The 20161-nt window shown below is 60.8% G+C and carries 18 protein-coding genes and 1 pseudogene; 5 read left to right on the top strand and 14 right to left on the bottom strand.

The window, feature by feature from the left end; genetic code table 11:
• From BLP65_RS14010 to BLP65_RS13970, 9 genes and pseudogenes are all read right to left on the bottom strand, one after another.
• Positions 1-150 (bottom strand): helix-turn-helix domain-containing protein (locus BLP65_RS14010; RefSeq protein ID WP_245688348.1); only part of this gene is annotated, 150 nt, incomplete at its 3' end.
• 155 nt (positions 151-305) lie between these two features.
• Positions 306-452 (bottom strand): annotated as a pseudogene (locus BLP65_RS17355) (Abi family protein); the annotation flags it as partial.
• Complete coding sequence (locus BLP65_RS14000; RefSeq protein ID WP_092998465.1) at positions 449-1891, bottom strand: restriction endonuclease subunit S; 1443 nt, start codon at positions 1889-1891, stop codon at positions 449-451. The pseudogene BLP65_RS17355 and the gene BLP65_RS14000, both read right to left, overlap by 4 nt.
• On the bottom strand, positions 1881-3638 hold the full coding sequence (locus tag BLP65_RS13995; protein WP_092998463.1) for a class I SAM-dependent DNA methyltransferase: 1758 nt from the start codon (positions 3636-3638) through the stop codon (positions 1881-1883). The genes BLP65_RS14000 and BLP65_RS13995 overlap by 11 nt, the downstream gene beginning before the upstream one ends.
• A 15-nt stretch (positions 3639-3653) precedes the next feature.
• Positions 3654-4562 carry a restriction endonuclease gene (locus tag BLP65_RS13990; protein WP_092998461.1) on the bottom strand — a complete coding sequence of 303 codons (909 nt, stop codon included), beginning with the start codon at positions 4560-4562 and terminating at the stop codon, positions 3654-3656.
• Between the two features lie 312 nt (positions 4563-4874).
• Positions 4875-5738: a DMT family transporter gene (locus tag BLP65_RS13985; protein ID WP_092998459.1), complete on the bottom strand. Its 864-nt coding sequence runs from the start codon at positions 5736-5738 to the stop codon at positions 4875-4877.
• Between the two features lie 137 nt (positions 5739-5875).
• On the bottom strand, positions 5876-6691 hold the full coding sequence (locus tag BLP65_RS13980) for a class I SAM-dependent methyltransferase (RefSeq protein ID WP_092998457.1): 816 nt from the start codon (positions 6689-6691) through the stop codon (positions 5876-5878).
• A 177-nt stretch (positions 6692-6868) separates the two neighbouring features.
• Positions 6869-7555, bottom strand: coding sequence for a nuclease-related domain-containing protein (locus BLP65_RS13975; RefSeq protein ID WP_175452589.1), 687 nt, complete (start codon positions 7553-7555; stop codon positions 6869-6871).
• A 150-nt stretch (positions 7556-7705) separates the two neighbouring features.
• Complete coding sequence (locus BLP65_RS13970; RefSeq protein ID WP_092998453.1) at positions 7706-8818, bottom strand: aminopeptidase; 1113 nt, start codon at positions 8816-8818, stop codon at positions 7706-7708.
• Between the two features lie 145 nt (positions 8819-8963).
• Between BLP65_RS13970 and BLP65_RS13965 the strand changes: the two genes are divergently transcribed.
• The 4 genes from BLP65_RS13965 (at position 8964) to BLP65_RS13950 (ending at position 13893) form a co-directional block, all read left to right on the top strand.
• Positions 8964-9878, top strand: a complete 915-nt coding sequence (locus BLP65_RS13965; RefSeq protein ID WP_092998475.1) for an AAA family ATPase — start codon at positions 8964-8966, stop codon at positions 9876-9878.
• Positions 9879-9999: 121 nt separating this feature from the next.
• Positions 10000-10959: a DUF58 domain-containing protein gene (locus BLP65_RS13960; RefSeq protein WP_092998451.1), complete on the top strand. Its 960-nt coding sequence runs from the start codon at positions 10000-10002 to the stop codon at positions 10957-10959.
• On the top strand, positions 10956-12953 hold the full coding sequence (locus BLP65_RS13955) for a transglutaminase TgpA family protein (protein ID WP_092998449.1): 1998 nt from the start codon (positions 10956-10958) through the stop codon (positions 12951-12953). The genes BLP65_RS13960 and BLP65_RS13955 overlap by 4 nt, the downstream gene beginning before the upstream one ends.
• A 496-nt stretch (positions 12954-13449) precedes the next feature.
• Positions 13450-13893 (top strand): REP-associated tyrosine transposase, encoded by a 444-nt coding sequence (locus BLP65_RS13950; RefSeq protein ID WP_092998447.1) that lies wholly within the window; start codon positions 13450-13452, stop codon positions 13891-13893.
• A gap of 430 nt (positions 13894-14323) precedes the next feature.
• Here BLP65_RS13950 and mnmE read toward each other — a convergent pair whose 3' ends face one another.
• From mnmE to rpmH, 5 genes are all read right to left on the bottom strand, one after another.
• Complete coding sequence (gene mnmE / locus BLP65_RS13945) at positions 14324-15670, bottom strand: tRNA uridine-5-carboxymethylaminomethyl(34) synthesis GTPase MnmE (protein WP_092998473.1); 1347 nt, start codon at positions 15668-15670, stop codon at positions 14324-14326.
• A gap of 67 nt (positions 15671-15737) precedes the next feature.
• Entirely contained in the window at positions 15738-17402 is a 1665-nt protein-coding gene (gene yidC / locus BLP65_RS13940; RefSeq protein ID WP_092998445.1) for a membrane protein insertase YidC, read from the bottom strand.
• A 3-nt stretch (positions 17403-17405) separates the two neighbouring features.
• Positions 17406-17627 (bottom strand): membrane protein insertion efficiency factor YidD, encoded by a 222-nt coding sequence (gene yidD, locus BLP65_RS13935; RefSeq protein WP_092998443.1) that lies wholly within the window; start codon positions 17625-17627, stop codon positions 17406-17408.
• On the bottom strand, positions 17603-18004 hold the full coding sequence (gene rnpA, locus BLP65_RS13930; protein ID WP_092998441.1) for a ribonuclease P protein component: 402 nt from the start codon (positions 18002-18004) through the stop codon (positions 17603-17605). The genes yidD and rnpA overlap by 25 nt, the downstream gene beginning before the upstream one ends.
• Before the next feature lie 9 nt (positions 18005-18013).
• Entirely contained in the window at positions 18014-18148 is a 135-nt protein-coding gene (gene rpmH, locus BLP65_RS13925; protein ID WP_092998439.1) for a 50S ribosomal protein L34, read from the bottom strand.
• 481 nt (positions 18149-18629) lie between these two features.
• Between rpmH and dnaA the strand changes: the two genes are divergently transcribed.
• The gene (dnaA, locus tag BLP65_RS13915) at positions 18630-19988 is read left to right on the top strand and encodes a chromosomal replication initiator protein DnaA (protein WP_092998435.1); all 1359 of its coding nucleotides are present in this window, start codon (positions 18630-18632) and stop codon (positions 19986-19988) included.
• Positions 19989-20161: the final 173 nt, after the last annotated feature.

Raw genomic sequence — 20161 nt, 5'->3', positions numbered from 1 at the left:
AGCCTCTCGTCGCCTCTTGTCGCTCATACGCTGGGCCTTGGTTGCCTGGTACCGGGTGCCTTGGCGGTTACGGCGTACTTCCCGGCTTATCGTGCTGCGATTTCTGCCGAGCTTCCTCGCGACTTCGGCCTGAGAAAACCCCAGTTCCATCAGCGCGCCAATCTGGTATCGTTCCTCGTGGGTCAGTTGCCTGTACTGGTGTCCCATGTGTCGCCTGCAATCGGTTAGGGTGAGAGCTGCCGATTGTACGGCAACTGACCCACCCGCCTATCTAAGCAGGCGTTGCAGTTATTCTATGAATTCAGGAAGGAGTACCAATAACCACTAAGACGGTAGTAGCCAATGCGCGCAAGATAGTCCAAGGCCGCTGGCTCATTATCTACCTGCAGCCCGCGTTCCTTGAGAAGGGCAAGCTGATCGGCAAATGACTTCCATGGCTTACTTTGATTCATACGGCTTGTTCCAAATCTGCCTCGCCTGTTTCAACCAAGAGTTCACCGGAGAGGAGCTTGGGAAGGAGGGTGTCGCGGCACACTTCTAAAGACTGTGTTTCTTCAGTCGTATTTCGAATCTTTTCGTATAGGGGTTTAATCAACTCATAGAACGTTTCATTCAATTCTTTGCCGGCACTAATGAATGGCACGCTATTCATGTTTCTTTGATTCAGCTTTAGCTGGACCGCGCCCGTCACGTAAGGGGCAATATTGGTCTGCTGCATAAAAAGCATAAGCTGTTCCGTAGCAACCCCATTGTCACCCTGCAATACATGGGCATGATTGTTGACCCATGTTTTTCCCCAAATGTATTGAATGAAAGGCGTTCCATCGTCTTTGAGTACAGAACCATCTTCTCCCAACAATAGATAGATATCATCAAACAACCACTCGTCTATATAGTCCATGATCGACGTTGCACCATAATATGGGATATCCCCGGGCTTTTTAGCTTCACGCTGCTTCTTCGACAAGGGGACACGCTTTGAGTCAAAGCATCGCGAGACATCACCAAACGTCTTTAACTCCCATCCTTCCGGCACTTTGCCAAGCTCGGATTCCACCAAAGCATCGGGGAACAGCGCAGCGGTTGCTCTGAGTTGTCTCAGGGCGTCGGCACTTAGCTCATTGAGTTGTTCTTCGGTCTTGCTGCTGATGGCGCACATTGCGGCGAGTTCGCAGGCTTTAGAGCCGGCGTGGTCGAGGGTGTCGCCCTCGGTGCCGGCGGCGTCGCTTATCGCCTCTTCGGTGACTTCGGGGTGTTGTTGGATGAACGCCTCACGTGCGGCGATTTTGGCTCTGACGGGGTCGAAGTCGACAAACCAGCTTTTGAAGATGGCCTGGGCGATTTGTTCGAGGGTTTGGTTGGTTTGGCGGTTTAGTTCGAATTTCTGATCTAATTCGCCAAGAACTTTAGAAATTGTTTTTTGCTCTTGTAATGGAGGTAGTCGAATTTCGAATTTAGGTATATCCGAGCATTTTAGACTATCGAAAACTGCGCCGACGTTAATGAACTTTCTTACCTCATTCCACCAGTCACTACCCTGAACAACCCACCGAAGAAACGGAGGATACAATTTAGATCCATCAGAACGTAGTAATACGAGATTTTGCCCCAATGCGATTTCGAGTCCTTCTGGAACGTATGCAGTCTCCCCTGGGTTGCAGCGCCGCGACAAAATCACATCATTCGGCATTGGCTTAGCCTTCCTTCGCCAATGATAAAAATCTTCTTCAGATATAAGCCGAGCACCATCAAGCGTTATGTGGCCGTTTTTCAGTTGCGGTATTCCTACATATGGAAAGCCTTTCTCCTTTGCTTTTGGAGTTTTATGATCACAATCGATCAGAGTTACCCCTGCCTCCTCTAGCGTAACCTTTGGCCAGTTAGCACTCATAACCCAACCCCGCTAGGTTTCTTTTAATCTCCCCCTCCAGCCGGTCACTCTCCTGAAACTGCTCCTTCAGCTGTGCGGTCAGCCGCGCCATCTTTTCGGCAAAGGGTTCGCCGTCCTCTTCCTGCGCTTCGGCGCCGACGTAGCGGCCGGGGGTGAGGACGAAGTCGTGTTTTTCGATCTCTTCCAGGGTTGCGCTCTTGCAGAAGCCGGGAATGTCTTCGTACGAGATTGCCGCGTCGCTATCGCTCCTCGCAATGACAGGCTCTGTGGTTTGCCAGTTGTGGAAGGTGTCGGTGATGCGGGCGAGGTCGGTGGTGCTGAAGTCGCGCAGGACGCGGTCTTTCATGTAGCCGAGGTTGCGGGCGTCGATGAAGAGCACTTCGCCGCTTCGGTCGCGCAGCGCCCTGCCGCCTGAGCTGGTGCGTTCTTTTTTGTTTTTGCTGAGGAACCAGATACAGGCGGGGATTTGGGTGTTGGTGAAGAGTTGGCCCGGCAGGGCCACCATGCACTCGACAAGGTCGTTTTCAATCAGGGCGCGGCGGATGGCGCCTTCGTTGTTGGTGTTGGAGCTCATGGAGCCGTTGGCGAGCAGCAGGCCCAGGCTGCCGTTGGGGGCGAGGTGGTAGAGCATGTGTTGGAGCCAAGCGAAGTTGGCGTTGCCGCTGGGCGGTTTGCCGTAGCGCCAGCGGGGGTCGTTGTCGTCCACGCCGGTGTCCCACTCCTTCATGTTGAAGGGGGGATTGGCCATGACGAAGTCGGCGCGCAGGTCGGGGTGCTGGTCGTTGATAAAGGTGTTGGCGGGCTCCTTGCCGAAGTTGAAGTCGATGCCGCGGATGACCATGTTCATGGCGGCGAGTTGCCAGGTGGTGTGGTTGTACTCCTGGCCGTAGATGGAGATGTCGCCGATGCGCCGCCGGTGTTCGGTGATGAACTCCTCGGACTGGACGAAGAAGCCCCCGGAGCCCATGGCGGGGTCGTAGACGCGCCCCTTGTAGGGTTCGAGCATCTGCACGATGAGGGTGACGATGGCCTTGGGGGTGTAGAACTGGCCGCCCTTCTTGCCCTCGGCGAGGGCGAACTGGCCGAGGAAGTATTCGTAGACGTGGCCGAGGATGTCCTTGCTGCTGAGGCTCTTGTGCTGGAAGGGGATGGTGGCGACCAGGTCGATGAGCTCGCCCAGCTTGGACTGGTCGATGCGCAGTTGAGTGTACTGGCGGTTGAGCACGCCCTTTAGCTTGGGGTTGTCGTGCTCGATGGCCTCCAGGGCGTTGTCGATAAGCTGGCCGACAGAGCTGATGCGTTTGCACTTGCGCTTCTCGGCTTCAGCCTCGGGCGGAGCGGTCAGCACCTCTCCTTTCGAGTCGAGCCAGAGGACGTTGCCGATGACCGCCTTGTTCTGGTTTTGCAGGAACTCCCAGCGGGCGGATTTGGGCACCCAGAAGACGTTGGCCTCGGTGTAGTAGTCGCGCTCCTCCAGTTCGCTGTCGATCTCCTGTCGGTACCTTTCACTGTCGGCGCCGCCGAAGTCTTCGGGGGCCAGGTAGTATTCGTGGTCGGGATCCCGGAACTGCTCTTTTAGCTCCTCGCGGCGAATGTCGAAGGAATCGCTGACGTATTTGAGGAAGATCAGCCCCAGTACGGTGTGTTTGTACTGGGAAGCGTCGAGTGTTGAGCGCAGCTTGTCGGCGCTGGTCCAGAGCTTTTTGTCGAGCTCGTTGAGAAATTGCTGTTCTTCGGCGCTGGTCATGCGTTGGTTTCCAATCTAGTTGTCTTCGCTGAAGTAATCACTATCAACCTGCTTCACCTCGTAGACCTCCTTCGGAGTCACGCCGAGGTTGTGTTCGATCATCAGTTCGGCCAGTTGCTGGCCGTCGATGAGGATGACCTTCATGTCGAGGGTGTGCACCGCCTCGCGGGCGCCGGGGGAGAATTCCGAGGTGGTGATGAATACCCCCTTGCGGGCGCGGTTACGGGTGAGGCTGCCGATGAATTTGTCGATCTCGGGGCGATGGACGGTGTTCTGCCAGCGCTTGGCCTGGAGATAGATGGTATCCAGGCCGAGGCGGTCTTCCTTGATGATGCCGTCGATACCGTCGTCGTTAGTGGATTGGGTGGCTTCTCCCGCCTCTTTTCGGGAGCCGCCGTAACCCATGGCGATCATGAGGTCGACGACCAACTGCTCGAAGAAGCCGGGGCTGGCGGTTTGGATGGCGCCTAACAGGTCGTCGGCAAGAGAGCTATTGAGCGCTTGGTGGACGGCGGCGATCTGCTCGTCGGGCGTCGACGGGCGCTCTGCTGATGCGACCTGCGCTTCCGTATGGTCCTTTTTCTGGGAGACGAAAGCCCGGAACTCCTCAAAGTGCTTCAGGTAGTCGTTGTCGATAGCATCCGGGCACTCTTCCAGAGCGCGACGTCCACGGTCCGTAATGCGGTAGTGGGCCCGTTTAGGTGTTTCCAAAAGGCCTGCTTTGTCCATGTAGGTCTTTGCCCAGCCCAGGCGATTACTAAAAACCGTCTGCCGGCCGCTGGCGAGTTTCTCCCTTACTTCTTCAGGAGAAAGCTGAAACTCTTCGACAAGATCGTTACGGAGATGCGCCAAACGGTGAACTCGACCATCCGCCAACCGAGCCAAAAAGGGCCGCATCAGGGTTTGATAATCGGGGATTGGCATTCCGGTGACCTTAGTTTCGAGTAGGGCGGAACTTGGGCGACGGGAGGCGTGGTTCTAACAAAACAAGCGGTTATTGTTATTGCCCGTCTAACAGGAAGCACCAGATTACCTTGAGGGGTTGTCAGGGGCAATCTCGGGATTGGGAGCAAGAAATTGCCGGGTCGCTGGGGCTCTCCTGAAGAACTAACGATTCACGCCCTTGAATTTCGAACCACGGGGAACACGGGGCGCACGGGGAAAAAAACCGAACAACTTTTTTTACCCCGTGTTCCCCGTGGTTACCAGTTATTCATCCGGGCCTGTGGTTATCCCTCACCGCCGCCGCCCGAACACCGCCAAACCAATCCCGCCCAGGATCAACACCGATGCAACCACAAGGCGGAACGTGACCGCTTCGGAGAGGACCAGTACGCCGGCGACGGCGGCGATCACCGGGACCGATAGCTGCACGGTGGCGGCGCGGGTGGCGGTGAGGTGCGGGAGGACGCTGTACCAGAGTGCGTAGCCCAGGCCGGAGGCGAGTGCTCCCGAGGTGACTGCCCACAGCAGGCCTTCAGCGGAGAGTTGCAGTTGCGCGATCAGCGTGGCCCCGAGCACGAGTGCCAGGGGGACGCTGCGCAGGAAGTTGCCGGCGGTGTCGGCGAGCGGGTCGGCCGTGCCGCGTCCGCGCAGGGTATAGATCCCCCAGGCGATGCCGGCCAGTGCCATGAACACTCCGCCAAGCGGCGAAGGCACGGTGAGCCGGTCGGAGACCAGGTAGACCAGGCCCACCAGTGCGGCGATGAGACCGACCCACTCGAAACGGGTCGGCCGCTCACCCGCCCACAGCGCCGACAGCAGCATGGTGACCTGGACGCTTCCGAACAGGATGAGGGCGCCGGTACCGGTTGCAAGCGAGAGGTAGGCAAACGAGAAGGCGGCAGCATAGATGAACAGCATCACCGCGGAGGTCCAGTTGCCGCTTTTAGACGCCGTTCGCGGACCGCGCCTGGCCGTTACCAGCAGCCACAGCATCAGCGCCCCGGCCATCAGACGGACCGCCGTGAAACTGGCCGGGTCGATACTGGGCCCCTCCATGGCGAGGCGTCCCAGCAGCGAGTTGGCGGCGAACGCCACCATGGTGAACGCAGTCAGGCCTGCGATAACCGGCGCGGAACGGGCAACACTTTGTGCCATGGAGAATCCGTTAGTTGTGAAGCGGGCGGGCGGCTGCCATTCGGGTGGAATTCCCGGTTTCCTTTGTGTCCGCCGGTACGACTTTACGAGTTTTCACCCGAGGGTGAAGGCAGAGCCAAGGGCTATGAGGGCGGTTTTCATGGGCGCGTGCCTTTGGTGATCAACACCTCGATGTCCAACCGTATGCCTTCGGGCCCGGCCAGACCGGCGACCTCTTCCAGGTGTTCCCGCTTGAATTGGGCCAGTTGCTGATCATCGAGGCTGGAGATAAGTCCGCGGTAGCCGGCGTTCCAGACCACTTCCCACCACTGCTGGGCGTCTTCCAGGAAATAGCCGAGGTCGTGACGGCTGACCTCGACGCCTTTCAGGCCGGCCGCTTCGAACAGCGCCAGATTCTGGGCTTCGGTGGCGACCCGTTGCCAACCCGGGGGCGGCTTCGGCAAGCCGTAGGCCTCGATCCGGTTGCCGAGTAGCTCGGTCAACTGTCCGAAGGAACCTTCACGGAAGTGAGTGGTTACTACGGATCCGCCCGGCTTTACCTTCGAGGCGATATGGCGGAGCGTGCCGGCCATATCCTCGACGAAGAAGACGCCGAAGGAGCAGTTGGCGGCATCGAAGGCGCCGTCATCGAAGTCCATGGCGGTCATGTCCATGGGGCGAAATCCGATGTTGTCGATGTCGGCGGCACGGCACTTGGTTTCGGCCTGCGCCAGCATGCCTTCGGAGAGGTCGACGGCGGTGACGCTGCCGCGCGGCAGGTGTGGCGCCATGACCAGAGCGGGGATGCCGGTACCGGCTGCGGCGTCCAGCACCGATTCGTTGCCGTTGAAATCGAATATCCCGGGGAGACATTCCGCCGCGCGCTGGAAAAAGCGCAGCGGCTGACAGTCATACGCATCCGAGACCGCATCGAAGGTGGCCCTGACCCGCTGCCTTGCTTCCTGTTCTTCCATTGGTTCCCTTCCTCTCTACATCACCGTTTTCCGAGGCCGATCATCAAGCCGATTTATTCTCCAGAGCAGTAGCGGCTCTGCCGAGCAGAGCTCCCCGGAAAGGCCCCCATTTCGGGCGGCGCCAATAGCGGTCTGCCGGGTTCCACAAAAACCGCAAAGCTTCGCGGAAGGGCGGTTTCAGACCAGGCTGATTATGGCTTCCCAACTGATGAATACGGCCCAAGCCGCCGCAGCAATCGTAAACAGAACACCGAGGAAGGACCTGCCCCATCCATGTTTTTCCCGCATCAGTGCCCGCTCGGCCTGGTAGGTGGCGGCTTTTTGTTCCGCCAGCTGGATGAAATCCTGCCAGGCGCGATAGAGGGTGGCCGGGACGGCAGTGGGCCGGTTATCGGTCTTGAGGTCATCAGGCACGGCGACGCCCGGGGGTTTACCTTTGGGGAAGGTGCAATCAGGGCCGAACAGGGCCAGACCGCGCGGCTTGAGCTCCTTGGCGGTGAGGCGCAGCGCGGTGACCTGTTCGCGGGTACGGGCCAGCGGATTGGGAAAACGGGTGGTTTTACGGCCGATGACCTGGGACCACTGGTCGGCGTGTTCAGCACCGAAAATGGCGCCCTTATGGGGGAGGACTTCGACCGCCATGACGCCGTCGGGGGTCATCACGGCGTAGTCGATGAAGGTGAGTCCCTCGATGCCGTCTTCGAGGACGATGTCACGGCGGATCTCGGGCCCGAGATTGCGCAGTGTGCGCAGGATGGTCTTCTCGTGGCTGCGGCGGCACAAGGCGGGCCGGAGCAGCCAGATCGCGAGGGCGAGCAGAAGCGAAGCGGGGCCGATGGCCAGTAGCAGTATCTGGGTGTTCACGTTTGGCTGTTCGAATATGAAGTTCTGGATGGGTATTTTAGCTGGTTAGGCGGGGGTTGGGGGAATGGGTTTACCAAAAAGGGGAAGAACCAGCGGGTTGGCGACGGCTACCGGCGCGGCCCCTTCAGAGGGACTGCCGCGCCGGATGGTTCAGGAGCCGGACGGGAGGGGCAGGGAAGCCTCGATCACGGGGTCGGCCAACTCCTCGGCCAGTGCGATCAGCGTCGCCTGACGATGCTCTTTCGGCAGATTGCCGATGCGCGCCGCGTCCTGATAGAAGGCTGCCATATCACCATTGTGCCTGGCGATGAGCGCCTCGAAGGCGGGGACATGCTCCCGATAGGTGGCGAACAGGGCGAGTTGGGCGTTGTCGAGTTTGCGCTGCATGAAGGCGTCGAAGCCCTTGTAGCCGTCCCAGCGCTGCTTGAAGTCGACGTACTGCTCCTGGAGAGCCGCAAACACGCCCGCCTTTTCGCTACGCATCACCGTTTCGGGCAGGTCGCGGCGATAGAGCTCCTTCAAGGTCTTGCGGGTACCGACCAGTAGCTGGTGGAAGTCCGAACGGCGCTCCTGGGCCTCGATATAGTCCTGGTAGGCCTCGGGGACCCCCTGGTGCTCGAACCAGCGGCGCACCCCCTCGCGGGCCACGGCCGTGGCGAAGGCCTCGTTGAAGGCGGAGTCACCCTTTATATAGAGCCGTTGATGGGCGAGCTCGTGAACTATGATATTAACGAGCTGGGCCCCGGGCTGATTGATGAAGGTATTGAGCAGCGGATCGTCGAACCAACCCAGGGTCGAGTAGGCTTGCGAACCGCTGACCATCACATCGAAGCCCAGCTCCCGGAGTTCACGGGCATTGGCACGCGCATCGTCCGGGTCGAAATAGCCGCGGTAGCTCACGCATCCGGCAACGAGGTAGCACGATCGCAGGGGGTATACCGAAAATTCGGGGGTCGCGATCACGTTCCAGACGGCGTAGGGGCGGCCGATGTCGGCATACTGCGTATAACTGCCGTTTCTGGGAAGGCCGAGCGCCTCACTGGCAAAATGGCGAATCTCCAGCGCCCGCTCCAGCCGCTTGCGGGTCTCCGGATCGAGATCCTTCCGCTGCAGGACCCTGTCCAGCGGTTCGGCTCGGGAGACGAGCTCAAGGTGGCCGGAGAGCGCCTGGCCGTAATAGCCGAGAGTGGAGCAGCCGCTCAAGCCGGCGACCAACACTCCGGCCATCAGCACAAGAGGGAGCCGGTGAATTCGATATCGCATGGTCTGGGAGGTTATCAGGCCGTTTATAAAAAGTTTGGAACCGATTCCTCGTTACGAAAACCGCGGTCGGCACCAGGTCACGCTCCCACCACAGAGCGAAAGGTTTGTGTCAGAATTGTCCGCCGTCACTCTATTCTGGTTCTCCATGGAAGCTAAGCTGCAAGCCGTTGTCGCCCAGGCGGGCGAGTTCATTCTGGGCAAGGAGCGACAGGTGCGTCTGGCCGTCGCCTGCCTGCTGGCCCGGGGCCACCTGCTGATCGAAGACCTGCCGGGCGTGGGCAAGACGACTCTGGCCCACGTGCTGGCGGGCAGTCTGGGGCTCCATTTCAACCGGGTGCAGTTCACCTCGGACCTGCTGCCGGCGGACATCCTGGGTGTCTCGATTTATGAAAGGGAGAGCGGCAGTTTCCGGTTTCATCCCGGACCGGTTTTCGCCGAGGTGGTACTGGCCGATGAGGTGAATCGTGCCACCCCCAAGACCCAGGGCGCCCTGCTGGAGGCCATGGAGGAGCACCAGGTCACGGTGGAGGGCGAGACGCGGCGGCTTCCGGAGCCGTTTTTCGTCATTGCCACACAGAATCCCGCTTACCAGATCGGCACCTTCCCGCTGCCCGAGTCGCAACTCGACCGGTTTCTGATGGTGATCGAGCTGGGCTACCCGGACAAGCGTGCGGAACGCTCCCTACTCGCCGGGCATGACCGACGGGAAATGCTGCTGGACATCGAGCCGACGATGACACCGGCGGAACTGGTAGCGCTGCAGGCCAAAGTACGACAGGTCCACGTCTCGGAGGCGTTACTCGACTATCTGCAGGCGCTTTTGACGTTCAGCCGCGAATCGGCCCTGTTCGTCACCGGCCTCTCGCCGCGCGCCGGTCTGGCACTGCTGAACGCCGCCCGTGCCTGGGCCCTGCTGGAGGGGCGGGACCATGTGCTGCCGGAAGATGTCCAGGCCGTGCTGCCCTACGTCACCGGCCACCGCCTGCAACCGGCCAACGAGACCGAGAGCCGCTCGGCCGAGGCGCTGATGGAGCAGTTCTCGGCGGTACCGATTCCGTGAGGGGAGATACGAGGGGCGATATTCGAGATACGAAGATCACCCTCTACTTTCGAATCTCGAATCTTGCATCTCGGGGCTAACGACGATGGCGACCGGGGCAGGATCGAATCAGACGGTGCGGATGCTTGGGGAAATCACCAAAGTTCTGGGTTGGGGCCGCTTTTCCGGGCGGGTTCACCCGCAAGCGGGTCCGACGACCCTTGACCGGCGACGGGTTTATATCCTGCCTACCCGGGCCGGGTTTCTCTTCCTTTTGGTGCTGGGCGCGATGCTGCTGGGCGCCATCAACTACTCCAACAGTCTCGGGTTTGCGCTGACCTTCCTGCTGGCCAGCCTGTCGGTGGTCTCCATCCTTCACACCTTTCGCAATCTCCACGGACTCTCGTTCCATCCGGGCCACTCGCGACCGGTGTTTGCCGGGGAACAGGCCCTGTTTCTCATCGGCATAGAAAACCGTCGGGCTGCACCGCGTTTTGCAATCGACCTGGCCCTGGCCGGCGCCGGACGGAACACCGTGGATCTGGAGGCGAACGCCCTCTACTGGGTCGAGCTGCGGGTCCCGGCCACCCGCCGGGGCCATCTGTATCTGCCCCGCTGCACCATCGAGACCCGGTTTCCCCTGGGGCTCTTCCGGGCCTGGGGCTATATCCAGCTGAACTCGGAGTGTCTGATCTACCCCAAACCGGCCGACGCGCGCAGCATTCCCCCGAAGCTGGGCGGCACATCGGGCCACGGTGGCGACCGGGGCCGCGGCAGCGAGGATTTTATCGGCCTGCGGGCCTATCAGGCCGGTGACCCGCTGCGCCATATTCACTGGAAGGCAGTAGCGCGCGGCCATGATCTGGTCACCAAGCAATTCGGGGGCGAAAAGGCGGAGCGCATCTGGCTGGACTGGGAGGAGACCCCGGGCGCCAATGTGGAGGCCCGGCTGTCGCACCTCTGCCGCTGGGTGCTGACGGCGGAGGAGCGTGGCTGGGTCTACGGCCTCGCCCTGCCCCGCCGACGGATTCCGCCAGACCGCGGCGATATCCACCGGCGCCACTGTCTGGAAGCGCTGGCACTGTTCGGGGAACCTTCATGAGCCGAACCGATGTCGCCAAACGCCGCATTCCGCCGCAACTTGGCCGGCTCTGGCTGCTGGGAGGGCTGTCGGCTGTGGTGGCACCGCACCTGCTACGGATGCCAGCCTGGCTGGGAATCGGTTGCGGAGCGTTGATCATCTGGCGAATTCTGCGCGAACTCAAAGGCTGGCCCCTGCCGGGACGGACAGTCACGATGGGGCTGACGGTCGGGGGAGTGGCCGGCATATTTGCGGCCTACCAGACGCTGCTTGGCCAGCAGGCGGGCGTGGCGCTGCTGACGGTGATGCTGTGCCTCAAGCTGCTGGAGATGCGTACCCTGCGCGACTCCATGCTGGTGATTTTCCTCGGCTATTTCCTGGTCATCAGCGGCTTTCTGTTCAGTCAATCGATCTTCGTCGGCATCTATATGTTCGCGGTAGTGCTGGCACTGACCGCGGCGCTGGTGGCGCTCAATCATCCGGGCGGTGCGCAGCACCATAGCGGCGGCTATGTACGGCTGGCCGGGGGACTGCTGTTGCAGTCGGTTCCGCTGATGCTGGTGCTGTTCATTCTGTTTCCACGGATTCCGGGGCCGCTCTGGGCGCTGCCGGAAGATGCCCACCAGGGCACCACCGGACTCAGCGATGAGTTGACCCTGGGCTCGATTACCAATCTCGCCGAATCGCAGGAGGTGGCCTTTCGCGTGCAGTTCGATGGCGACCAGCCCACGGCCGACCGGCTCTACTGGCGCGGCCCAGTATTGTGGCTGACCGACGGGCGCGGCTGGCGCGTACTGGATCCGGACGGCGAACGGGTAGGCCGTCTGGGCGGTGCCGACTATCAGGATGCCGGGGAGACGGTGGATTACGAGGTGACGGTTGAACCGCACAACCGTAAATGGCTGTTCGCCCTGGACCTGCCGACCGGCGCCCCACCGGCGGCGAACATTCGCGGTGATTTCCAGATGGTGGCGGATAAACCGGTGAACGAACGACGCCGCTACCCGATGCGCTCGGTCCTCGAGTACAACACCGGCGAGCTGTCATCGCTGCAGCGCCAGCTGGGTCTCAACCTGCCCACCGGCAGCAATCCAAAGACCACCGCCCTCGCCCGCCGCTGGCGCGAGGAGGGAATGGCCCCGGAGACCATCGTCTCTGCCGCTCTGAGCTTCTTCCGCGACCAGCCGTTCTACTACACCCGTCAGCCGCCCGCCCTGCCTGCCGACAATGCGGTGGACAGTTTTCTGTTCGACCGGCGCCGCGGTTTCTGTGAACACTATGCCGCCAGTTTCGTTACTCTGATGCGCGCGGCACAGGTACCGGCCCGGCTGGTTACCGGCTATCAGGGGGGGCAATTCAATCCCGTGGGTGACTACCTCATCGTTCGCCAGGCCGATGCCCATGCCTGGGCCGAGGTCTGGCTGGAGGGACAGGGCTGGGTTCGGGTGGACCCGACAGCGATGGTGCCGCCCGAGCGGGTGCAGGCCAGCGCGGATACTGAACGATTCCGCTCCACGCTACCGCTTACCCTCAGTGGTCCACAGGCGGATTGGCTGACACGCAGCTGGCAGCAGATGAGGGCCTCGTGGGACGCCGTCAACCATGGCTGGAACCAGTGGGTGCTGGGCTTCGACCGGGAGCGTCAACACGATCTGATGCGTCGCCTGGGTATCGGGGATATCGACTGGCGCGGCATGGTGGCCATGCTGTTCCTGTCGCTGTTGGTACTGCTCGGTGGAGTCGGTGCCTATCTGTTATGGCCCCGCAGAGCCAAAACCGACCCGGCGGCCCGGCTTTATGAACGCTTCTGCCGCAAACTCGATTCCCACGGCCTGCCGCGCCAGCACGACGAGGGACCCCGCGCCTATGCCGAACGCGTCGTGGTCGCCCGACCCGACCTCACCGGACCCATCCAGCGGATCACCGATCTGTACACCCGCATCCGCTACGCCGACGACGACCCCGATCGCTGGCTGCCCCACCTGAAAAAACAGGTACACGCGTTTCGGCCGTAGGAGGCCAGCCCCCGGGGCGATTAGCTGGTCGTGGCTTCGCGACGAGGGCGCCCCTCCTACCCCATAGTGGCCCGGAGTCTCACGACACACCGGTAGGAGGCCCGCCCTCGGGGCGATTGGCTGGTCGGACTTCGCGACGAGGGCGCCCCTCCTACCCCATAGTGGCCCAGGAGTCTCCGGACGCGCCGGTAGGAGGCCCGCCCTCGGGGCGATTGGCTAATCGGGCTTCGCGGCGGGGCGTCCCTCCTACCCCATCGTGGCTCAGGAGTCATCCGGACAGGCCGGTAGGAGGCCCGCCCTCGGGGCGATTGGCTGATCGGACTTCGCGGCGGGGGCGCCCCTCCTACCCCATAGTGGCTCAGGAGTCATCCGGACACGCCGGTAGGAGGCCCGCCCCCGGGGCGATTGTCTAAAAGGGGCAGCAAGCCTATTTTGTCCGATCCCGTGGATCGCATTATCTTATCGGTTGGCCAATATCGAGAAGGCGGGGTCGGGAATGGAATTCCAACCACACGGAAGTAAATTACGGATGGGGCGGGCTTCGATAGCAGGACAACCCTACCATGTGATCACCTCTACCCTGGGAAGAACGCCGATCTTCGGGGAACTCACGGCAGCCCGCACTTTAATCAACGTGATCAAGGGCCATGACAACAGAGGCTATACCCAAACGCTGGCATTCGTGGTGATGCCTGATCACCTTCATTGGCTCTTTTCTTTGGGCCAGCGACAAGGGCTTTCCAGGACGGTTGGCGGGCTAAAGGCAATATCCGCTAAACGACTGGGCGGCCGTATATGGCAGGACGGTTTCTTCGATCATGCCGTCCGAACCGAAGAGAACCTGAAAAAGATTGCCCGTTACATCGTTGCCAATCCATTAAGGGCCGGGCTAGTGGAAGAGATTGGTGATTACGCTCATTGGGACGCCATGTGGCTATGAACGTCAGTAAACCCGCACTGGTAGAAAACCTCGACACACCGGTAGGAGGCCCGCCCTCGGGGCGATTGGCTGGTCGGGGCTTCGCGGCGGGGGCGCCCCTCCTACCTTCATAGCGGGCTCGGGTGTCTCCCGACACACCGGTAGGAGGCCCGCCCCCGGGGCGATTGGCTGATCGGGCTTCGCGGCGAGGGCGCCCCTCATACCCCATAGGGGCCCAGGAGTCTCCGGACACGCCGGTAGGAGACCCGCCCTCGGGGCGATTGGCTGGTCGAGCTTCGCGGCGAGGGCGCCCCTCCTACCCCATAGGGGCCCAGGAGTCTCCGGACGCGCCGGTAGGAGGCCCGCCCTTGGGGCGATTGGCTGATCGACTTCGCGGCGGGGGCGCCCCTCCTACCCCGTAGTAACTCAGGAGTCTCCGGACAAGCCGGGTCTACTTACCGATGCAGAAGGATTCGAAGATCCGGCCGAGGAGGTCGTCGGAGGTGAATTCGCCAGTGATTTCGGAGAGGTGCTGCTGTGCGAGGCGGAGCTCCTCGGCAACCAATTCGCCGGCGCCCTCTTCCAGTCGGCTGGCGGCATGCTGCAGGTGTTCGGTGGCGGCGCCGAGGGCCTCGAGATGGCGGCGACGGGCCATGAAGGCGCCCTCGCCGGCCTGCTCGTAGCCCATCACCCGCTTCAGATGCGAACGCAACAGTTCGATCCCTTCGCCGGTTCTGGCACAGACTCGGACCTCGGCGCCCAAGGCATCACTCCCCTCGCCGACGTCACGGCCGGAGAGGTCCACCTTGTTGCAGACCACCGTCACCGGCAGGCCGTCGGGCAGTTTGTCCAGGATGGCCCGCTCCTCGGCCTCGATGCCGAGCCGATCATCCACCACCAGCAGGACGCGATCGGCCTTTTCGATGGCGGCCCAGGCGCGGCGGATCCCCTCCTGCTCGATACGATCCGCGGAGTCTCGCAGACCAGCGGTGTCAATGACGTGCAGTGGCATTCCGTCGATATCGATCTGCTCGCGCAGGATGTCACGGGTGGTGCCGGGGATCTCGGTAACGATGGCCGACTCCTGGCCCGCCAGGGCATTGAGCAGACTGGATTTTCCGGCATTGGGACGCCCGGCCAGTACCACAGTCATACCTTCGCGGAGTAGGCGTCCCTGCCGGGCAGCGGCCTGCACTTCGCCGACCGCATCCGCAATTGCACGTAAGTGGGCGCTCACGTCACCTTCGGCGAGAAAGTCGATCTCCTCGTCGGGAAAGTCGATGGCCGACTCCACATACATGCGTAGCGCGATTAGCCGTTCCACCAAACTATGCACTCGCCGGGAGAACTCCCCCTGCAACGAGCGCAGCGCGGACCGGGCGGCCTCGCGACTGCCGCTTTCGATGAGATCGGCCACCGCTTCGGCCTGGGCCAGATCCAGCTTGTCGTTCAGAAAGGCGCGTTGGGAGAATTCGCCGGGACGGGCCAGGCGGGCACCGTGGGCCACCACCGTCTCCAGGAGCATGTCGAGCACCACCGGGCCGCCATGGGCCTGGAGTTCGAGGACATCCTCGCCGGTAAAGGAGTGGGGATTCTGGAAGAAGAGCGCAATGCCCTGATCGAGAACACTGCCGTCGGGAGCCCGGAACGGAAGGTAGTCGGCCCGACGGGCGGGTGGTGTCCGGCCCAGCACACGTTCGGCGATCACCGATGCGAGGGAACCCGACACCCGCACAATCCCGACGCCGCCCCGTCCGGGCGGCGTGGCAATCGCGGCGATAGTGTCCGTAGAAGCGATCATGGAAAGTCACCACTGAGCTCACAGAGAACGAATACTCTCCGTGTACTCAGTGGTTTACTCCAGATCAGGCCTTTACGACAAAGCGGGTGATATACCACTGCTGCAGGATCGAAAGCCCGTTGTTCACCACCCAGTACAGAACCAGCCCCGCCGGGAAGAAGGCGAAGAACACGGTAAAGACAATGGGGAGGAGCATCATCACCCGGGCCTGGATGGGGTCCATCGGGGTCGGATTCAGGCGGTGCTGGATGAGCATGGTCGCGCCCATCAGCACCGGCAGTACAAAGTAGGGATCCGCCACCGACAGATCCTGGATCCAAAGCATGAACGGCGCCTGCCGCAACTCGACGCTCTCCAGCAGCGCCCAGTAGAGGGCAATGAACACCGGGATCTGTACCAGGATAGGCAGACAGCCGCCGAGAGGATTGATCTTCTCCTCCTTGTACAGCTTCATCATGGCCTGGTTCAGCTTTTCGCGGTCATCGCCATACTTCTCCTTGATGGCCATCAGGCGCGGCTGGACCTTCCGCATATGCGCCATTGATGTGTAACTCTTCTCCGAGAGTTTGTAGAAGACCAGTTTAATCAGGACGGTCAGCAGGATAATCGCTACGCCCCAGTTGCCGAAAATGGAGTGGAACAGGGAAAGAACCCAGTGCAGCGGCTTCGAAATGAAGGTGAGGATACCGTAGTCCACGGTCAATTCTAGGCCGGTGGCAATCTCCTCGAGGCGCTCCTGGATCTTGGGCCCGACATAGAGTCCGGAGGTCAGGGTCTCGGACGCGCCCGGGGCGACCTGGGTCTGCGGCCCGACCATGCCCAGAATCCGCTCGCTGCCGATGCCCTTGGTGTAGTAGCTATATTTCTGGTCCTGCGACGGTACCCAGGCACTGAGGAAATAGTGCTGAATCATGGCCGCCCAGCCGCCCTGGAACGTACGGTTCAGCGGTGTTTCGGCCATCTCGTCGAAATCGATCTTTTCGTAGCGCTCTTCAGGGCTGTAGATGACGCCGCCGGTATAGGTATAGATAAAGAACTGACCACCATCCTGCGGAGGCGTGCGCTGCAGCTGGCGATACATGTGGCCGTTCCACGGCTCGCCGCTGGCGTTCTCAATGGTGTATCCAACATCCACCAGATAGTCACCGCGGCGGAAGGTGTAGGTCTTGGTGACCAAGATGCCGTCTTCCTGCCAGGTCAGATCGACACGGAGTTGGTCCTCACCGTCGGAAAGCCGGTACTCGGATTGCGCGGCCTCGAACCGGGCATGGTGGCTCGGAGCGGGAGAGCCATCGGTACCTGCGGGCAACAAACCGGTCTGGGCAACGAACAAGTCGCCCGGACGGTCATTCAGCAAGGTGATCGGATTTTCCGGCTGGTCCACCGAAACCGGGTACTCCAGGAGTTCAACGCGACGCAGATCCCCACCCACCGCATTGATCTCGGCGCGGAAGACATCGGTCGTCACAGTAATGCGCTCACCGGCACCGAGCCCGGTTTGGGTCTGGCTCAACGGGGTGTCAGCGGCAGACGTTTCCGGTACCTCGCCCGTCGGCACATCACCGGCGGGTGCGCCGTCGGCGGGCACACTCGGTGTGTCGGTTTCACCCCGATCGGTGGTCGCCACCTGTTCCTGTTGGGGCCGCACGTAATCTTCCTGCCACGCGTTCCAGATCAGCATGACAGTGAAAAGCAGGCCACCGATCAAAATAATTCGTTGTAGGTCCATCGATTAATCTTTGTTGTCGGGTACGGGATCCAGGCCACCCTCGTGCCAGGGATGACAGCGGGACAGACGGCGAACAGAAAGCCAGCCGCCCCGAAGTGCACCATGGCGAACAATCGCCTGCTGGGCATACGACGAACAGCTGGGATAAAAACGGCAGTTATTGCCCAGAAAAGGGCTGATGCAGTAGCGATAACATGCAATTAGGGCGAGGAAGAGTTTCTGCATCGTTCGGGCAAGGCTCGCCAGAGCTGTTCCAGAGTGGCCCGTAGTCGGGATTTGTCCAGTCGGTCGATACCGGGGCGGCCCAAGACTACTACATCAAAGCCTCCGATTTCACCCTGGTTGAGGCGAAAACTCTCCCGAATCTGGCGTTTGGCTCGATTACGCGCCACTGCACGTTTGGCGTTCTTTCGGGAAATGGCCATCCCCAACCGAGGATAGCCGAGGTCATTGGGTCGGGCCAAAATGAGGATCTGCCCACCATTGACCCGGCACGCCTCCTCGAAGACGCGCTTGAACTCACCCGGTTTCAGCAGCCGTGCCCGGCGGGGAAACGCCGCCGCCGATTCAGCCGAACCGCTGCGACCGGGAGAGTTCTGCAAGATCCCGTGTTACGCGGACAGGCGAGCGCGGCCCTTGGCGCGACGGGCTTTCAGCACCTTGCGACCGCCGACGGTGCTCATGCGGGCACGAAAACCGTGGGTACGCTTACGGCGGATATTGGAGGGCTGGAATGTTCTTTTCATGGAGGCAACCGTCCGGTCAAAGCAGTCGTGTTGTGATAGCCGGATCCAATAACGGAAAGCCGGCCCGGAAAAGTCGGCAAAGATACTGCGATTTCCGATCGTATGTCAAGGATAGCTTGGGGTTTTTCGATCGGGATAAGGTGTGGATAACTTTTGCAATCGGCGGTAGACTGCGGCTTCCATTGCCTCTCTCCACGAGTGCACTGTTGCATGCTGGACGGTGCTTTCAGCGAGTCGCTGGCGGCCAGATGCAAGGCGCGTTTCGCAGGGAATGGCGCGCCCTTTCCAAGAAACGCAACGCCGCAGATGGCCGGCCAGCGGCTCGCCCGAAGGGAGCCCCCCAAAAACGCCATGACGGCGTTGCAGCGCTTGACAAGGGAATAACCATTGCCTGCGCGCTGCGCCTTGTCCTGACGCTTTTGGGAGGCTCTGAAAGTACCGCCCAGCATGCAACAGTACACTAGAACCGAAGGTCGCTTCCGTGACACCCAGTTTCTGGCAGAAATGCCTAGACGCCCTAGAGCACGAACTCTCCCCCCAGCAGTTCAATACCTGGATTCGGCCGCTGCAAGCCGAGGTATCGGAAGATCGGGTGTACCTGTTCGCCCCCAATCGCTTTGTCATGGATTGGGTCGCTGAACGGTTTCAGGACAGAATCGAAGAGCTGGTCGCAGCCTACAGCGATACCGGAACTCTGCCGGTCACCTTCGAGGTGGGCTCGCGCGCCCAGGTGGCAAAAAGTGCACCCGCGGTAGCGCGGGATCCGGGAGTCAGTGGCGAAGGGCCGTCGCTGGTCGAACGCACCAAACCCGACTACCGACGCAGCAAACTCCAGCATAACTACACTTTCCAGACCTTCGTTGAAGGTAAATCGAACCAGCTCGGACGCGCTGCATCGATGCAGGTGGCCGAAAATCCCGGTGAAGCCTACAACCCGCTGTTCCTCTACGGAGGTGTCGGCCTCGGTAAGACCCATCTGATGCATGCGGTAGGTAACGAAATCCTCCGAAACCGTCCGGACGCAAAGGTCCTTTACCTGCACTCGGAGCGTTTCGTTGCAGATATGGTGAAGGCCCTTCAGCAAAATGCCATTAACGAATTCAAACGCTTCTACCGTTCACTGGACGCGCTGTTGATCGACGACATCCAGTTTTTCGCCGGAAAGGAGCGCTCTCAGGAGGAGTTTTTCCACACCTTCAACGCGCTGCTCGAAGGCCAGCAGCAGGTCATCCTCACCTGCGACCGCTACCCGAAAGAGGTGAACGGACTGGAGGAACGACTCAAGTCCCGGTTTGGCTGGGGTTTGACCGTCGCTATTCAACCGCCTGAGCTGGAAACCCGAGTGGCTATTCTTAACAGCAAGGCGTTGCAGACCGGAGTCGAACTGCCGAGTGAAGTGGCGTTCTTTATCGCCAAGCGCATCCGCTCCAATATCCGTGAACTCGAAGGCGCGCTGCGGCGGGTCGTTGCCAATTCGCACTTCACCGGTCGACCGATTACCGTGGATTTTGCCAAAGAGGCGCTGCACGACCTGCTGGCACTACAGGCCAAACTGGTCACCATCGAAAACATCCAGAAGACGGTTGCCGAGTATTACAAGATCCGGGTCGCTGATTTATTATCGAAACGACGCAATCGCTCCATTGCACGGCCGCGCCAGGTGGCCATGTCGCTCGCCAAAGAGCTGACCAATCACAGCCTGCCGGAAATCGGTGACGCCTTCGGCGGCCGGGACCATACAACGGTGCTGCATGCCTGCAAGAAGGTCGCATCGTTAAAGGAAGAGGACCAGCGAATCGCGGAGGATTACGCGAACCTGTTGAGAATCCTGACAACATGATCGGGATAACCTGTGGATAACTCGGCGTTTCGCTGACAACAGGAAACAGTGAACAAGTTATACACAACTGGTCCCAAAGATAGAGACGCGGTTATGAGTTGGTGTAAAGTCCTGAATTAAAAAGGGACAATGGACTTACTCACAGTAAATGCGGGACATAGTAATAACAATAG

The sequence above is a fragment of the Thiohalomonas denitrificans genome (assembly GCF_900102855.1).
Lineage (GTDB): Bacteria > Pseudomonadota > Gammaproteobacteria > Thiohalomonadales > Thiohalomonadaceae > Thiohalomonas > Thiohalomonas denitrificans.
The sequence above is the reverse complement of the archived record's forward strand: the minus strand, read 5'-3'. Positions and strand labels throughout refer to the sequence as shown.

What these genes read in the sequence shown, in the direction of transcription:
- BLP65_RS13955 (WP_092998449.1), top strand. Translation starts at nt 10,956, where the DNA reads ATGAGCCGAACCGATGTCGCCAAACGCCGCATTCCGCCGCAACTTGGC.
- BLP65_RS13965 (WP_092998475.1), top strand. Translation starts at nt 8,964, where the DNA reads ATGGAAGCTAAGCTGCAAGCCGTTGTCGCCCAGGCGGGCGAGTTCATT.
- BLP65_RS13960 (WP_092998451.1), top strand. Translation starts at nt 10,000, where the DNA reads ATGCTTGGGGAAATCACCAAAGTTCTGGGTTGGGGCCGCTTTTCCGGG.
- rpmH (WP_092998439.1), bottom strand. Translation starts at nt 18,148, where the DNA reads ATGAAAAGAACATTCCAGCCCTCCAATATCCGCCGTAAGCGTACCCAC.
- BLP65_RS13950 (WP_092998447.1), top strand. Translation starts at nt 13,450, where the DNA reads ATGGAATTCCAACCACACGGAAGTAAATTACGGATGGGGCGGGCTTCG.
- yidD (WP_092998443.1), bottom strand. Translation starts at nt 17,627, where the DNA reads ATGCAGAAACTCTTCCTCGCCCTAATTGCATGTTATCGCTACTGCATC.
- yidC (WP_092998445.1), bottom strand. Translation starts at nt 17,402, where the DNA reads ATGGACCTACAACGAATTATTTTGATCGGTGGCCTGCTTTTCACTGTC.
- BLP65_RS13990 (WP_092998461.1), bottom strand. Translation starts at nt 4,562, where the DNA reads ATGCCAATCCCCGATTATCAAACCCTGATGCGGCCCTTTTTGGCTCGG.
- BLP65_RS13980 (WP_092998457.1), bottom strand. Translation starts at nt 6,691, where the DNA reads ATGGAAGAACAGGAAGCAAGGCAGCGGGTCAGGGCCACCTTCGATGCG.
- BLP65_RS13995 (WP_092998463.1), bottom strand. Translation starts at nt 3,638, where the DNA reads ATGACCAGCGCCGAAGAACAGCAATTTCTCAACGAGCTCGACAAAAAG.
- BLP65_RS13985 (WP_092998459.1), bottom strand. Translation starts at nt 5,738, where the DNA reads ATGGCACAAAGTGTTGCCCGTTCCGCGCCGGTTATCGCAGGCCTGACT.
- BLP65_RS13970 (WP_092998453.1), bottom strand. Translation starts at nt 8,818, where the DNA reads ATGCGATATCGAATTCACCGGCTCCCTCTTGTGCTGATGGCCGGAGTG.
- BLP65_RS14000 (WP_092998465.1), bottom strand. Translation starts at nt 1,891, where the DNA reads ATGAGTGCTAACTGGCCAAAGGTTACGCTAGAGGAGGCAGGGGTAACT.